The following is a 14,404-nucleotide window of genomic DNA, read 5'->3' as shown; positions in this document are numbered from 1 at the left end:
CGTCAGACGCTCCCCTGCTCGAGCGACCAACGGGTGATCGTCACCGGCCGTGAAGGCTGGCGTGCGATCCTGCCCCGATCGGCGCGCATCAACCGAAGCAGGATCCCCTCGCGCAGCCCACGGTCGGCCACCACGATCGCCGGAACCGGCCAGAGGCGCCGGATCGCGGCGAAAACCGCGCAGCCAGGCAGCACGAAATCGACGCGCTGCGGCCCGATGCACGGGTGTCGCGTCAGCCCCTCGCGCCCCATCTCCCTGACGGTCGCGAGAGCGCGATCGGCCGCCTCGACCGCAAGGACGCGGCCATCGACCATCGCGCGGCTGTAGCGCGCGAGCCCGAGCGAGACGCCGGCAAGCGTGGTGACCGTGCCGGAGGTGCCGACGAGGCGAACCTGCCCGCGCGCCACCTCGGCCGAGATGCAATGGACGGCATCGAAGGGCAGAAGCGCGGCCATCGCCTCAATCGTCATCGCCTCGAAGCCTTCAGCCGTGAACGCGGCCTCGCGCCAGCGTTCGGCGAGGGTGACGACGCCGAGCGGCACGGAGGCATAGCCGGTGAGGGTGATCTCTCCCTCGCCATCGATCCTGAGCCACGCAAGCTCGGTCGAGCCGCCGCCGATGTCGAACAGGAGCGCCCGACGCTCAGGGCCGGCGAGCAACGGGGCGCAGCTCTCGACGGCGAGCTCCGCCTCCTCGCGTGGCCCGATCACTTCGAAGGCAAGGCCCGTCGTTTCCCTGACCCGCGCAAGGAAGCGGGCGCCATTCGCGGCGCGACGGCAGGCTTCCGTGGCCACCGCGCGAATCCGACGAACCTTCCTGCGCCCGAGCTTGTCGGCGCAGACGGCGAGCGCCGCCACCGCGCGGTCCATCGCTTCGGGCGAGAGGGCGCCCGTGGTCGCGAGCCCCTCGCCGAGCCGGACAATACGCGAGAAGCTGTCGAGCACGCGGAATCCGTGCGCTGTGGGCGCCGCCACGAGCAGCCGGCAGTTGTTGGTGCCGAGGTCGAGCGCCGCGTAGAGCGGCAGGCTCTCTCTCTCCGCGTGCAGCGCGTGGGGCGGCATGGGGCGCGGCCGGAACCTTCTGTGACGGTCGCATGATCGGGCGGTCGGCAGGGTTTTCGCAAGGGCGACGACGGCGCCTGAGGGCGGGTGGGACGTTGCTCGCCCTGGCGCTCTGTGCTATCCGCCCGCGCTGCGAGGGTTGGGGGATAGTTTAGCGGTAGAACTCCCGGCTCTGAACCGGGCAGCCTTGGTTCGAATCCAGGTCCCCCAGCCATCGGTCTGCACGCCGACGCGGGGTGACGGTGGGCGGCATTGGCCGCCCTCGTTGAGCGTGCCCGCTGCTGCCTCCCCTCGCGCACCCGGCACGACCGCCTCGCTCCTGGCACGCCGATTGCTGGCTCTGGTGCGTTCCGCTCGTTCAGGGAGAACCACCGCACATGCGCCACACCGGCCCGCTCCTCGCCGGCCTCGCCGCCGCGTTGATCCTAACCCATCCCCTCGATGCCTCGTCCCAGATCCCGCTCCGTGTCACCGGCAACTTCAGCCAGAACACCAAACACGTGGACGGCATCGAGCGGCCCTTCTTCACCGGGCTCGCCGCCGCCACCGGCATTCCGCTGACCGTCACCTACAACCCGCTCGACGTGCTCGGCATCCAGGCAGCCGACAGCCTGCGCCACCTCCGTTCGGGCGCGTTCGACGTCATGAGCGTCCAGATCGGGATGGTGGCGCGCGACGACCCGTTCTTCGAGGGGCTCGACCTGATCGGCGTCTCCACCACCGTGCCGGACCTTCGCCGCGCCGTGGACGCCTATCGCGAGGTGTTCGACCGCCGGCTCCAGGAGCGGTTCGGCGCGAAGGTGATGACGCTCTGGCCCTTCGGGCCGCAGATCATCTACTGCGCCGCACCGATCCGCTCCGTCGCCGACCTCAGGGGGCAGAAGGTGCGCTCCTTCACGCCCACCATGTCGGCCCTGTTGCAGCACCTCGGCGCCACGCCGGTCACGCTGCAATTCTCCGAGGTCTATCCGGCGCTGCAACGCGGGGTCACCACCTGCGCCATCACCTCCGCCACCTCCGGAAACACCGCCAACTGGCCGGAGGTCACCACCCACATCCTGCCGCTCGGCCTCTCCGGTGCAGTGCAGGGACACTTCATGACGCTCGCTGCGTGGCGCCGCTTTAGCCCCGAACAGCAGGCTGCGCTCCTGCGCGAGTTCAAGCGCATGGAGGACCAGATGTGGGAGCTCGCTGCCACGACCAACGGCGACGCCCTCGCCTGCTCGACGGGCGGGGAATGCCGCGAGCACAAGCGCTTCAACAACACGCTTGTGACCGTGACGGAGGAGGATCAGGCAAAGGTCCGGGAGGCCGTTACCGCCGTGATCCTCCCCACCTGGCGTGACACCTGCAATCGTGTCTGGGCACAGTGCACGCAGGTGTGGAACGCAACCGTCGGGGCCGCGCGCGGTTTCACGATCAACTAGGCGTTCCGGTTCGCGCGCGGGCGTCTGCCGTCCGCTTCGGCAGGCTGCTCGCGCGCGCGCCCACATCGTGGGCAGGAACGAGATCAATGGCAGCTCTTCTCCTGCGCCCCGACGCCGTTCTTCCCGGCAGCGACGCGATGACGCCCAAGTTTGGCTGGACGGTCGCGATCGAGAACGGAGCGATCCTCGCCGCCGGGCCGGATGCGGCCGAGGCCGTGCCAGGCGCCGAGACCCTCTCCCTTCCGGGCTGCCTCCTGATGCCTGGGCTCGTCAATGCCCACCAGCATGGCCGCGGCCTCACACAGGTGCAGCTCGGCTTCCCCGACCTGATCCTCGAGGCGTGGCAGACTCTGAAGCGTCGGCGCGGCTGGCTTGACCCGGCAGCGATGGTGCCGCTTGCGGCGCTGCGCATGCTCGCCGCCGGCACGACCGCCTGCATCCACGCCAACACCGCCTGGGGCCGGGCGAACCAGGAGGACGACCTCCTTCGCACCATCGACGCCTACGACGCGGCGGGCCTGCGCGCCATCGTCGGCGTCGGCGTACAGGACCGGGCGAGCCTCGTCTTCCCCGCCGAGGAGCAGAGCGCGTTCTTCGCCTCGCTTCCGGAGGCGCTGCGCGCCGTCGTCGGCGAGCCTGACCCGCCGGTGTTCGCGCGCACCGCTGCCGAGGCGGAGGCGCTGTTCGACAGGCTTGCCGAACGGCTTCCCGCGCACGGGCGGATCGGCCTCTGCTTCGCCCCTGCGGGCCCGCAATGGGTGAGCGACGGCGTGTTCGAGGCGGTAGCGGCGGCGGCGCGACGCCGGGGAGCGCCGCTGCACCTGCACGCGCTCGAGAGCGTGGCGCAGGCCGGTGCGGCGCAACGGCTCTACCCCGAAGGCACGCTCGCCCGGCTTGCGTCACTCGGCGTGCTCGGGCCGGCGACGTCGATCGCCCATGCCGTGCACGTGACGGGGCGGGAGGCGACGATCGCCGCAGAGACCGGAACGATCCTGGTGCGAAACCCCTCGAGCAATCTCCGTCTCGGCTGCGGTGCGGCACCGCTCGCGGAGTGGCTCGCCGCCGGTGTCCGCGTCGCCATCGGTACCGACAACCAGACCCTCGATGACACCGAGGACCTCTGGACCGAGCTTCGCCTCGCCGCGGCGCTCGCGGCACTGCCCTCCTGGCACGCGCCGCCGCGACCGGACCCGGCGACCCTGCTTCTGATGGCGACCGAGAACGGCGCCGCGGCGCTCGGGCTCAGCGGACGGATCGGCCGGATTGCGCCCGGGTTCCGGGCCGATCTCGTCGCGCTCGACCTCGAGAGGCTCCGCGGCGCCTATGCCGATCCGGGCCTGCCGCTCGAATCCCTTCTTACGGCCCGGGCCTCGGCCGCTTCGGTGCGCATGACCATGGTGGACGGCCGGGTGCTGTACCGTGACGGGGAGTTCCCCCACCTCGACGCGGACGCTGTCGCCGCAGCGGCGGCTCGGGCGGCGGAAGGCTCGCGCGCGGTGGTGGCCGAGCGCGAGGAGCGTGTGGCGCAGCTCGTCGAGGCCGTCGCCGCCTTCCACCGCGCCCGCTGGCGCTGAGCCCGCGGGCCTCCGGCGAAGACCGGCGCGCGGGCGTCAGGCGAAGGCGAGCCTCGGAAGCCAGAGAGCGATCCCGGGAAAGATCATCAGAAGCGCGGTGAGCAGGGCGAGCATCGCGAGATAGGGAAGCGCGCCCACGATCACATCGCCGACCGACCCGCCGCCGCGTACGCCCTGGACCACATAGAGGTTCATCCCCACAGGCGGGGTGATCAGCGCCATCTCGCACATCATCACGAGGAAGATCCCGAACCAGACCGGATCGATTCCGTAGGCGGTGACGATCGGGAACACGATCGGGATCGTTCCGACCATCATCGAGAGCGTCTCGAGGAAGCAGCCGAGCACGAGATAGAAGGCGACGAGGACGATCAGGAACGCGGTCGAATCGAGCCCGAGCGAGGTGACGAACCGCGTCAGAGCCTGCGGCACGCCGAGGATGCCGAGGACGAAGTTGAGGTAGAATGCCGCGGCGACGATCAGCACGATCATCGCAGTGACGGAGACGGTCGTCTCGCACGCGCTGGCGACGAGGCGAAGAGTGAGCCGCCCCTGAGCGAGCGCGAGCACGAGGGCGGCGACCACGCCGACGGCAGCGCTCTCCGTCGGCGTCGCCCAGCCGGCGTAGATGCTTCCCATCACCACGATGAAGAGAGCAAGCGGCGGAGCGAGATCGACGATCCCGCGCAGCCGGACGGAGAGCGGCGTGAGGGGCTCGCGCCCTCCCGCCAGCGCCGGCCGAAGCCGGCAGAGGACCGCCGTCACCGCCATGAACATCGCCATCAAGAGAAGCCCGGGTACCACGCCGGCGGCATAGAGCCTGCCCACCGAGGTGTTCGTCATCGCGCCATAGATGATCATGTTGATCGAAGGCGGGATCAGGATGCCGAGCGTCGCCCCGCCGGCGATCGAACCGAGCACGAGCCGCTGGTCGTAGCGGCGGTCGGCGAAGGCGGGGAGAGCGACCGTGCCGATCGTTGCCGCTGTCGCGACCGAGGAGCCGGAGACGGCGGCGAAAATCGCCGACGCGCCGATATTGGTGTGGAGCAGGCCCCCTGGAAGCGGCCCGAGCCAGAGGGCAAGCGCGCGATAGATCCGATCCGTGATCCCGCCCTTCACGAGAAGCTCGCCCATCAGAACGAAGAGCGGAACGGCGAGCAGAGTGAAACTGTCGGTCGCGGCCCAGATCTGCGTGCCGAGAGCATTGATCACCGGCTCGCCGAGATAGAGTGCCGCGCCGAGCAGGGCGACGGCAGCCATCGCCACCGCGACGTGCACCCCGAGCCCCATCAGCCCGAGCATGATGGCGAAACCGATCGCCGCCTGGGTGACGCCGAAGCCGCTCATCGCGACGCCCCCGTCCCGTTCTGGTCCGCGAGGGCTCCGCCCGTCTCGGCGGCGATCTCCTCCGCGATGGTGGGAGGCCCGTACCAGGCATTGAGCTGGGCGGCACGCCCCCGCAGGGCGAGTAGTGCGGCGTGTAGCGCCTGCAGCACCGAAACGACCGCGAAGGTGACAAGGCCTGCCATCCAGGCGCCCTGCGGGATCCAGAGCGGCACCTGAAGGGGCGAGTTCGACACCGACATGAAGAAGAGGCTGTCCCCGAGCACCGCCCGGCCGCGCAGCGCGGCGAACACGGCGAAGGCCGCGATCGCCGCCGCGGCAAGCAGGTTCACGAGCGCCCGGAGCGGGCGCGGCATGGCGGCGAGGGCGAGTTCGATCCGCGTATGACGCCGCTCGGCCAGAGCGTGGGCGAAGCCGAAGGCCGCGAGCACCGCGAGCGTGTAGCCGCCGATCTCATCCGTGCCCTGGAGCGAGATGCCGAAATACCGGCGCGCGACGATGTCGACGCACACGAGCAGGCTGTAGCCGAGCAGCCAGACGCCGCAGAGGACCGCGAGCAGGCGTGTCGCTGGCCTGAGGCGCAGCACCAGAGGGTTCGGGGGCGAGGTCATTGCCGGCAAGGGAGAGTGGGGGGCCGTTTCTGCATGGGGGTCCGAGACGCGCTCGAAGAGGCAACGCGTGACGAAAAGCGTGACGATCGGACAGCAAGATCGGTGCCAGAGGGCAAGTGCGGGCCGAAGCACCGGCAGCCGCGCGGATCGAAGGGCCGGTGCGCACCCCTCGCCTGCGCGCGGCTGCGGCGGCGCCTGACACGACGTCGCTCGGACAGGCGGCAGATGCCGAAGGCGTGGGCAACCGACGACCCGGACGATGTCGTCCGGTGCGTCGTCCCCTCACGGCTCCTTCTGCGGGCGGATGCCTAGCCCGCTCCGTTCACGGAACGGTCCTCGCCGGGGGGGGTCAACGAAAACGGAGCCGATCGCAGCACGGCGGACCCCTGGGAGGCTGGTGCCGATCGGGTTGCCGCCGACCCGCGGCGCGCCTCGCGCCTCAGAGCGGAAGGCGGCCGAGGCGCAGGAACTGTGTCTCGCCCGAGGTGCCGTCCACGCCGTCATTGTCGGTCACAGCGAAGGCCTCGCCTGCGGCGTCGATCGTGAACCCTTCGAGCTTCTCGAGCACCGTGCCGAAGGAGGCGGCGAGATCGGGCACGACGTCGCGCACGAGCCGCTTGGTGACGACCGGCACCTCGGCGGCACCCGGCTCGGCCGGCCTAAGCCCCGCGAGCGAGATCGCGTAGAGGCGCTTGATCGCGCCCTCTCCCCACTGGTTATTGCGCTCGATCACGATGAACCGATCCTGCCCAACGGCGGTGATCTCCGACAGCCCCATCCACCCTCGAGGTGTCGGGTCGAGCGGATAGCGGAGCACGCCCCAGCGTCGGTCCGCGGGGCGCCAGAGCAGCAGCTTCACGAAGCCCTTGGGATCATCCCGCCACTCGCGCTGCACCGCGATCACGATCGTCTCGTTCGCTCCCTCGCCCACGGCCGCCACCCCCTCGAAGCCGAACCGCACGGCGTGACGCGCGAGCTCCTCGGGCAGGCGGATGTCCTCCTCGATCGCGCCGGTGGAGGACACGCGCAGGAGCCGGTTCTCGGTCGGCCGTTCCGCGCGCTCGGGGTTGCCTTCGGAGACGAGCCAGAACCCGCCGCTCGCGCGCGCGGCGATCCCCTCGATGTCGAGGTCCGCGGCCGGGCGGCCATTCTCCGTGACGACAGTGGAGGCGACGATCCTCGCCGGCCCCTCGCCACCCGCTTCGATCGTGAGGATCTGCGCCTCGGCATAGAAACTGTCGGTAACGGCATAGAGCCTGCCAGGGATGGAACGATCCGCGGCAAGGCCGGAGAGTGCTCCCCACCCGATCGGGGCGCCGTCCGGCCCGTCCTCCGAGACGATCGTGGGATAGCGTGCGGGGCCGGGGCCCAGGCGGTAGAGGGTGATGGTCGAGCGCAGCCCCGTCTCGGGATTGTCCACTTCTCCGGCCACGACGAACAGGCCGCGCGAAGGGATGGCGAGAAGCCCCTCGGGCCCCACACCGGTCGGCAGCGCCTGGAGGAACTCGGGCACTTGCCCCGGCCCCCGGTCGCGGTAGACGGCGACGAGCGAGGCGCGTTCGAGGCCGACGAAGATCAGCCGGTCAGAGCCGAAGGTCGCCACCTCGATCCCTTCTGGCTCGGCACCTCTGCTGCCGGCACGACGCTCAGGAAAGTGTCCGAGCCGGATCGCGAGCCGCTCGAGAGCGTTGCCGCTGTCGAACTCGACCGCACCGGAGACGTTGAAGATCGTGAAGCCGCGCGACCCGCCCTGGTAGTCGCCCTCGTTGGCGGTCACGAACCGCGTCTCGTCGAGCCATTTCACTGCATCCGGCTCGCGCCTGACGTTCTCGAGCGCCTGGGTGGGGCGGATCACGCCGTCGCGGCGGGCATCGACGCCCGAGAGCGTGACCGTACCGGCAGAAAAATGACGCAGCACGCGGCCCGAGGCGACATCGACGATGACGATGTGGTTGTTCTCCTGAAGCGTCACCACCGCCTCGCCGCGCGTATTGACATCGACGAACTCGGGCTCCGGATCCTCGGGAGCGACCTCGGCGAGGCCCGTGAGATCGACGCGGCGAAGCCCCGCACAGTCGAGCCCCTCCGCCGAAAGAGGGAGGATCGCCAGCCACCCGGGCGGAAGCTGCGGCAGACGCCCCCGGTCACGACTCTCATCGCGCTCGTTCTCGATCGCGATCACGAGGAACCTGCCGTCATGCGTCACCGCCGTCGCGTCGGGCTGGCCGCCGAGCTCGCAGCGGCCGAGGATGCGGCGCGAGGCGACGTCGATCGTTGAAACGAAGCCCGAGGGGCGATCCTTCGCCGGCGAGGTGTCGCTCACCACATAGGCACGGGGACCATGCGCCACGACCGACGTCGTCTCGCCCTCGAGAGCGAGAAATCCGGCGGGCCGCGGGGCGACCGGGTCGGTGATGTCGACGAACCCGAGACCGTTCTGCTCGCCATCGACATAGATCAGGAGCGTCCCCTCGGCGGCGGCGGTGACGATCTCGGCAACGGATTTCCGCGCGCGATCACGCTCAGGCAGAAGGTTGCGCACGACCTCGAAAGTCGCAATCCGGTTGAAGACCGGCCGCTCACCCGCTGCGCTCCCCTGGGCGCTGGCGACCACGGGCACGAGAAGGAGCGGCATCACGACGGCGAGCGCAACACGCATGTCATCATTCCGTCATATAGTTGCCGGAGCGTCACGAAGCGTGACCACGGCATGATGCGGTGCGTTGCAAGGGGCGTCGGCGTGGCAGAGGGCTCGGCGGTACCAACGCGGGAGGGGACCGTTAGGAGAGCTTGCGCCGGCCGCATGACGCCAGGGCAGCCGGATCGTCAGCGGCGACGCGCGTCAGGCAGCGGCGCGTTGGCGCCACGCCTCCTCCATCGCGCGGCGATAGCGCGTCGCGTCGTCGTCCTTCGCGCGCACATCCGCCCAGCCGATGATCGCTCCGGACGCGACAGGGCGTGTGAGCGTCACGCCATGGGCGAGGCCGATCGGCAGCGCCCCGATCGCGAGTGAGCGCGAGGCGGGCACAACCTTGCCCCAGACGGTCGAACCGCCCTCGCCGTCGAGCACCGTCCCGAGCGGAAGATCGCGCTTGGCGACGGCGACGACATCGGCCCTGAACGCCTCCGGCGCACCTGTCGGCTCGCCCCGCAGTGCGACAGACGCGACCGAGATGCCGAGCTCGAGACCGATGAAGTGGTAGGGGCGCCACAGTGCGGCATAGCGGCCGGAGGGGTCGGTGCGCATGCCGTATTCGGTAAAGCAGCGGCGCACATACTCCGTCTCGCCCTCGAACACGGCATAGACGCCCCAGCGCAGGTCACGCGAGACCGCCCTGCCGTCCCGTTCCAGGGACGACACGACCTCGACCATCCCCTTCCCCGCGAGAACCCCGCCCTCGGAAGCAGGCGTCAGGATCAGGGGCAGGTCGTCGACACCGCAGGGCGGAAACAGGAGACCGTCCTGTGGCGCGGCAAGCCCTGTCGCGTTCGCCACTGCGGCCATCTCGATCCCGCTCTTCGTTCCGTCGATGAAGGAGTTGAACATCCGCGGGTTCATCCCCCCAGCCGCCGCTGCTTCGGGGCTGATCCCGTAGTGGCTCCACACCGTCTCCGGCGTGGAGGCATGATAGGCGGGAAGATATTTCGTTCCCTTGCCCGCAGCAGTGACGGTGAAGCCCGCCGTGCGCAGCGTATCGACGAGTTCGCACACGAGAGCGGGCTGGTCGCCATAGGCAAGGCTGTAGACGACGCCCGCCTTCGCGGCTTCAGCCGCGAGCGCAGGGCCTGCGAGCACGTCCGCCTCGACGTTGACCATCACCACGTGCTTGCCGGCGGCGATCGCCGCCCGGGCATGGGCGATCCCGGAAGCGGGGTGGCCGGTCGCCTCGACCACGACCTCGATGCGCGGGTCGGCAACCATGGCGAGGGCGTCCTCCGTCAGCCAGATCGCCCGCCGGGCGATGGCGTCGTCGAGGGTCGAAGCGGCGAAGCGCTCCGGCGACCAGCCGATGCGCGTGAGGTTCGCCCGCGCACGCTCAGGCGCGAGATCGGCGATCGCCGCGACGTGCAGCCCGGGCGTGCGCGGCACCTGGGCAAGGAACATCGAGGCGAACTTGCCGCAGCCGATGAGGCCGATCCGCACCGGCCGCCCCGCCGCTTCCCGTGCCGTCAGCTTCGCGTGCAGGTTCACTGCTCCCTCCCCTCTCTCGATCAGAGCACAAGCCTAGCCGGGCGCGGGGCGAGCGTGGAGGGAGGGCCGGCGAGAGCACGCGCTGTCCTCGTGACGGGCGCGCAGCACAGGGCAGCGGCATCGAGAGGATCGGCGCCGAAGGCTCCGAGAGCGGCGCCCCGACGCAGCCGCCGGCCGGCTCGCGGTGTCGGGCGAAGCCCTACCGAAGCCGGGAGACCGTTGCGCTCGGCCTTCGCTTCTGCCATTCCGGAGCGGGCCGGCCGCCCTGCCCGGTGCGCCCGGCCGCGGCAGGGAGAGCACGAGGGGAGACGGCGTGGACTACGCGCTGCAGCAGCTCGTCAACGGGCTCACGCTCGGCATGATCTACGGGCTGATCGCGCTCGGCTACACGATGGTCTACGGCATCATCGGCATGATTAACTTCGCCCATGGCGACGTGTTCATGGTCGGCGCCTTCATCTCTCTCATCGCCTTTCTGCTGCTCGGCATGGGCGGCATCACCGCCGTGCCGATCGCGCTTGTGGTCGTGCTCGCGCTTGCGATGGGCTTCACCGCGCTCTACGGCTTCGCCGTGGAGCGGATCGCGTATCGGCCGCTGCGCGGATCGTTTCGGCTGGCTCCGCTGATTTCGGCGATCGGCATGAGCATCTTCCTGCAGAACTTCGTCCAGGTAAGTCAGGGCGCTCGCGTCAAGCCGCTCGAGCCCGTGGTCCAGGGCGGGTTCATCCTGCACCAGGGCGAGCAGGTCTCGGTCTCGATCAGCATCATGCAGATCCTGATCATCCTGACGACGCTTGTGGTGCTTGCGGCGTTCACCGTCATCGTCGCGCGCACGCCGCTCGGCCGGGCAATGCGCGCCTGCGAGCAGGACCAGAAGATGGCGCGTCTGCTCGGAATCGACACCGACCGCACGATCAGCCTCACCTTCGTCATCGGCGCGGCGCTGGCCGCTGTCGCGGGCATGATGTACCTGCTCTACTACGGCGTGATCGACTTCTTCATCGGCTTCGTCGCGGGCGTGAAGGCGTTCACGGCCGCCGTGCTGGGGGGCATCGGCTCGCTGCCTGGCGCTGTCCTGGGCGGGCTTCTGATCGGCCTGATCGAGACCTTCTGGTCGGCCTATTTCTCCGTGCAGTACAAGGACGTCGCCGCCTTCTCGATCCTCGCGCTCACCCTGCTCTTCATGCCCTCCGGCCTGCTCGGGCGGCACGAGGTCGAGAAGGTCTGACAGCGTGGCGCAGCGGAGCATCGCGCACATCGTCAAGGATGCCGGGCTTGCCGCGCTCGTCGCGCTCGGGGTCGGCGCGCCGCTGCTTGGGCTCAAGACCGAGGCGGCCGGGCGCGGCCTGACGCTCGTCCCCCGCCCTGGGCTTCTCCTCGCGGCTGTCGCGGCCGTATTCCTCGGCCGGCTCCTGTTCTGCCTGTTCCTCGCGGGCCGCGAGGCGAAGGCGGGACGTGCGGTCGAGGCGCTGCCGCGGATCGGCCCCTCGCCTCTTGCGCGGGTCGGCCGGATGGTGGCGCCCGTGCTGCTCGCGCTCGCCCTGTTCCTGCCGCTCCTCCCAGGTGTCGGACGTTACGAGATCGATCTCGGAACGCTCGTGCTGACCTACGTGATGCTTGGCTGGGGGCTCAACATCGTCGTCGGCCTCGCCGGGCTGCTCGATCTCGGCTATGTCGCCTTCTACGCCGTCGGTGCCTACGGCTATGCGCTGATGGCGAAGTTCCTCGACCTCTCCTTCTGGGCGGCGCTTCCGCTCACGGGCCTGATCGCCGCTGCCTGGGGAATCCTGCTCGGCTTTCCGGTGCTGCGTCTTCGCGGCGACTATCTCGCCATCGTCACGCTCGCCTTCGGCGAGATCATTCGTGTCGTGCTCCTCAACTGGACGACGCTCACTGGCGGGCCGAACGGCATGAGCGGGATCCCCCGCCCCACCTTCTTCGGCCTGCCCTTCTCGATGGCGGGTGGAGAGGGAACCTTCGCCGGCTTCTTCGGCATCGAACCGTCGCCGCTGCACCGGATCGTCTTTCTCTACTACCTCATCCTCGTGCTCGCGCTGATCACCAACCTCGTCACGCTGCGGCTGCGGCGCCATCCGATCGGGCGCGCGTGGGAGGCGCTCCGGGAGGATGAGATCGCCGCGCGCGCCCTCGGCCTCTCGGTCGTTGCGGTGAAGCTCACCGCTTTCGCCACGGGCGCGATGTTCGGCGGCTTCGCGGGGGCCTTCTTCGCCACGCGCCAAGGCTTCATCAGCCCGGAAAGCTTCACCTTCATCGAGAGCGCGTTGATCCTCGCCATCGTCGTTCTCGGCGGGATGGGAAGCCAGCTCGGTGTCGCGATTGCCGCGACGCTGATGATCGGCGGTTTCGAGGTGTTCCGCGGCCTCGACGAATATCGCATGCTGGTGTTCGGGCTTGCCATGGTCGCGATCATGGTCTGGCGCCCCCGCGGCCTCGTCGCCTCGCGCGAGCCCTCCGTCAGCCTGGGCACGCAGCGCGCCATTGCGGCCGAGCACGTCGCGGAGGGCAGAGGGTGAGCGCGCCGATCCTCGCCGTCGAGGGGCTCACGATGCGTTTCGGCGGTCTCGTCGCGGTCGATCAAGTGGCCTTCGCGGCACGACGGGGCGAGATCACAGCGATCATCGGGCCGAACGGCGCTGGGAAAACCACCGTCTTCAACTGCCTCACCGGGTTCTACCGGCCGACGGCAGGAAGCATCACGATCACCCACGCCGACGGCGCAACGTTCCGGCTCGAGCGCCTGCCGCAGCACCGGATCGCGCGCGACGCGCGGATCGCCCGAACCTTCCAGAACATCCGCCTGTTCGGCGGCATGACGGTGCTCGAGAACCTGATGGTGGCGCAGCACAACCGGCTGATGCGCGAAGGCGGGCGCCTCCCGCTCGCTCTTCTCGGCATCGGCCCGTTCCGACGCCGCGAGAGGGAGGCGATCGACCGTGCCCGTTTCTGGCTCGACAGGACCGGGCTCCTCGAGCGGGCGGACGATGCCGCAGCAAGCCTTCCCTACGGCGCGCAGCGTCGGCTCGAGATCGCGCGGGCGATGTGCGCCGAGCCGGAGCTGCTCTGCCTCGACGAGCCGGCGGCAGGGCTCAATCCGCGCGAGAGCGAGGAGCTGAACACGCTTCTGCGCTTCATCCGCGACCACGGGGCGGACGGCGGCGGCTGCTCGATCCTCTTGATCGAGCATGACATGTCGGTGGTGATGACGATCTCCGACCACATCGTCGTGCTCGACTACGGCCGCAAGATCGCCGACGGCACGCCGGCCGAGGTGCGCGAGGACCCGAAGGTGATCGCCGCCTATCTCGGCGTCGAGGAGGAGGAGGCGATCGCGGTCGATGCGGAGCTCCATCGGCAATGACGGCGGCGCAGCCCGAGGCACCGCTGCTTTCGCTTTCGGGCGTGACCACCGCCTATGGCTCGATCGTCGCTTTGCGCGACGTGTCGCTCGAGGTGATGCCGGGCGAGATCGTGACCCTGATCGGCGCCAACGGCGCGGGCAAGTCGACCCTGATGATGACGATCTGCGGCAGCCCTGCGCCGCTGAGCGGGCGGATCCTGCACGCGGGCGAGGACATCACCGGCATGCCGACACACCTCATCATGCGCCGCGGCATCGCGCATGCTCCCGAGGGGCGGCGGATCTTCCCGCGCATGACCGTGCTCGAGAACCTCCGGATGGGGGCCGAGGTGCTCGGCACCGCCACCTTCGAGGAGGATCTCGAGCGTGTCTGCACCCTGTTTCCCAGGCTCAGGGAGCGGCTCGGCCAGCGCGGCGGCACGCTTTCGGGCGGCGAGCAGCAGATGCTCGCGATCGGCCGGGCGCTGATGAGCCGGCCGCGGCTTCTCCTTCTCGATGAGCCCTCGCTCGGGCTTGCGCCGATGCTGGTGCGCCAGATCTTCGCGGCGATCCGCGAGCTCAATCGGACCACCGGGCTCACCGTGCTCCTGGTCGAGCAGAACGCTTGGCATGCGCTGAGGCTCGCCCATCGCGGCTATGTGCTTGTCAACGGCCGGATCACCATGAGCGGAACGGGAGCGGAGCTGCTCGCTCGGCCTGACGTTCGGGCGGCCTATCTCGAGGGCGGCAGGGCCTGAAGGGGCTCGACCCCTTCCCCGCCGACGGCGATCTGTCCTAGCCTCACGACAAGGGCCGCCGCGCGCGGCCGCAACCAGA

The 14,404-nt window shown here is 69.8% G+C and carries 11 protein-coding genes and 1 tRNA gene; 7 read left to right on the top strand and 5 right to left on the bottom strand.

Annotation, left to right across the window (positions count from 1 at the left end; genetic code table 11):
• Positions 1-2: 2 nt before the first annotated feature.
• A complete protein-coding gene (locus KO353_RS00390; RefSeq protein ID WP_218285843.1) occupies positions 3-1,061 on the bottom strand; it encodes a Ppx/GppA phosphatase family protein in 1,059 nt (352 codons plus the stop codon).
• A gap of 140 nt (positions 1,062-1,201) precedes the next feature.
• Between KO353_RS00390 and KO353_RS00385 the strand changes: the two genes are divergently transcribed.
• The 3 genes from KO353_RS00385 to KO353_RS00375 all read left to right on the top strand — a co-directional run bounded on the left by KO353_RS00385 (position 1,202) and on the right by KO353_RS00375 (position 4,062).
• Positions 1,202-1,275: transfer RNA gene (locus tag KO353_RS00385), tRNA-Gln, on the top strand.
• Between the two features lie 163 nt (positions 1,276-1,438).
• A complete protein-coding gene (locus tag KO353_RS00380) occupies positions 1,439-2,488 on the top strand; it encodes a TRAP transporter substrate-binding protein (RefSeq protein ID WP_218285842.1) in 1,050 nt (349 codons plus the stop codon).
• 86 nt (positions 2,489-2,574) lie between these two features.
• The gene (locus KO353_RS00375; protein WP_218285841.1) at positions 2,575-4,062 is read left to right on the top strand and encodes an amidohydrolase family protein; all 1,488 of its coding nucleotides are present in this window, start codon (positions 2,575-2,577) and stop codon (positions 4,060-4,062) included.
• A gap of 36 nt (positions 4,063-4,098) precedes the next feature.
• Here the strand turns inward: KO353_RS00375 and KO353_RS00370 are convergent, their stop codons facing one another.
• From KO353_RS00370 to KO353_RS00355, 4 genes are all read right to left on the bottom strand, one after another.
• The gene (locus KO353_RS00370; protein ID WP_218285840.1) at positions 4,099-5,409 is read right to left on the bottom strand and encodes a TRAP transporter large permease; all 1,311 of its coding nucleotides are present in this window, start codon (positions 5,407-5,409) and stop codon (positions 4,099-4,101) included.
• Positions 5,406-6,017, bottom strand: a complete 612-nt coding sequence (locus KO353_RS00365) for a TRAP transporter small permease subunit (RefSeq protein ID WP_218285839.1) — start codon at positions 6,015-6,017, stop codon at positions 5,406-5,408. Before KO353_RS00365 ends, KO353_RS00370 begins: the two co-directional genes overlap by 4 nt.
• Positions 6,018-6,456: 439 nt before the next feature.
• Positions 6,457-8,676, bottom strand: coding sequence for an esterase-like activity of phytase family protein (locus KO353_RS00360; RefSeq protein ID WP_218285838.1), 2,220 nt, complete (start codon positions 8,674-8,676; stop codon positions 6,457-6,459).
• A 183-nt stretch (positions 8,677-8,859) separates the two neighbouring features.
• The gene (locus tag KO353_RS00355; RefSeq protein WP_218285837.1) at positions 8,860-10,209 is read right to left on the bottom strand and encodes an NAD(P)H-dependent oxidoreductase; all 1,350 of its coding nucleotides are present in this window, start codon (positions 10,207-10,209) and stop codon (positions 8,860-8,862) included.
• A gap of 313 nt (positions 10,210-10,522) precedes the next feature.
• Between KO353_RS00355 and KO353_RS00350 the strand changes: the two genes are divergently transcribed.
• Genes KO353_RS00350 through KO353_RS00335 form a run of 4 tightly spaced genes read left to right on the top strand, consistent with a single transcriptional unit; the run spans position 10,523 to position 14,325 of the window.
• Positions 10,523-11,437 carry an ABC transporter permease subunit gene (locus KO353_RS00350; protein ID WP_218285836.1) on the top strand — a complete coding sequence of 305 codons (915 nt, stop codon included), beginning with the start codon at positions 10,523-10,525 and terminating at the stop codon, positions 11,435-11,437.
• A gap of 4 nt (positions 11,438-11,441) precedes the next feature.
• Positions 11,442-12,743 carry a high-affinity branched-chain amino acid ABC transporter permease LivM gene (livM, locus tag KO353_RS00345; protein ID WP_235691954.1) on the top strand — a complete coding sequence of 434 codons (1,302 nt, stop codon included), beginning with the start codon at positions 11,442-11,444 and terminating at the stop codon, positions 12,741-12,743.
• Positions 12,740-13,588 carry an ABC transporter ATP-binding protein gene (locus KO353_RS00340; protein ID WP_218285835.1) on the top strand — a complete coding sequence of 283 codons (849 nt, stop codon included), beginning with the start codon at positions 12,740-12,742 and terminating at the stop codon, positions 13,586-13,588. Before livM ends, KO353_RS00340 begins: the two co-directional genes overlap by 4 nt.
• Entirely contained in the window at positions 13,585-14,325 is a 741-nt protein-coding gene (locus KO353_RS00335) for an ABC transporter ATP-binding protein (protein WP_407928203.1), read from the top strand. The genes KO353_RS00340 and KO353_RS00335 overlap by 4 nt, the downstream gene beginning before the upstream one ends.
• Positions 14,326-14,404: the final 79 nt, after the last annotated feature.

Source organism: Elioraea tepida, from assembly GCF_019203965.1.
GTDB classification, from domain to species: Bacteria; Pseudomonadota; Alphaproteobacteria; order Acetobacterales; family Acetobacteraceae; genus Elioraea_A; species Elioraea_A tepida.
Note: the sequence above shows the minus strand (reverse complement) of the source record. Positions and strands in the feature narration are given on the sequence as shown.

What these genes read in the sequence shown, in the direction of transcription:
- KO353_RS00360 (WP_218285838.1), bottom strand. Translation starts at nt 8,676, where the DNA reads ATGCGTGTTGCGCTCGCCGTCGTGATGCCGCTCCTTCTCGTGCCCGTG.
- KO353_RS00365 (WP_218285839.1), bottom strand. Translation starts at nt 6,017, where the DNA reads ATGACCTCGCCCCCGAACCCTCTGGTGCTGCGCCTCAGGCCAGCGACA.
- KO353_RS00380 (WP_218285842.1), top strand. Translation starts at nt 1,439, where the DNA reads ATGCGCCACACCGGCCCGCTCCTCGCCGGCCTCGCCGCCGCGTTGATC.
- KO353_RS00390 (WP_218285843.1), bottom strand. Translation starts at nt 1,061, where the DNA reads ATGCCGCCCCACGCGCTGCACGCGGAGAGAGAGAGCCTGCCGCTCTAC.
- KO353_RS00375 (WP_218285841.1), top strand. Translation starts at nt 2,575, where the DNA reads ATGGCAGCTCTTCTCCTGCGCCCCGACGCCGTTCTTCCCGGCAGCGAC.
- KO353_RS00335 (WP_407928203.1), top strand. Translation starts at nt 13,585, where the DNA reads ATGACGGCGGCGCAGCCCGAGGCACCGCTGCTTTCGCTTTCGGGCGTG.
- KO353_RS00370 (WP_218285840.1), bottom strand. Translation starts at nt 5,409, where the DNA reads ATGAGCGGCTTCGGCGTCACCCAGGCGGCGATCGGTTTCGCCATCATG.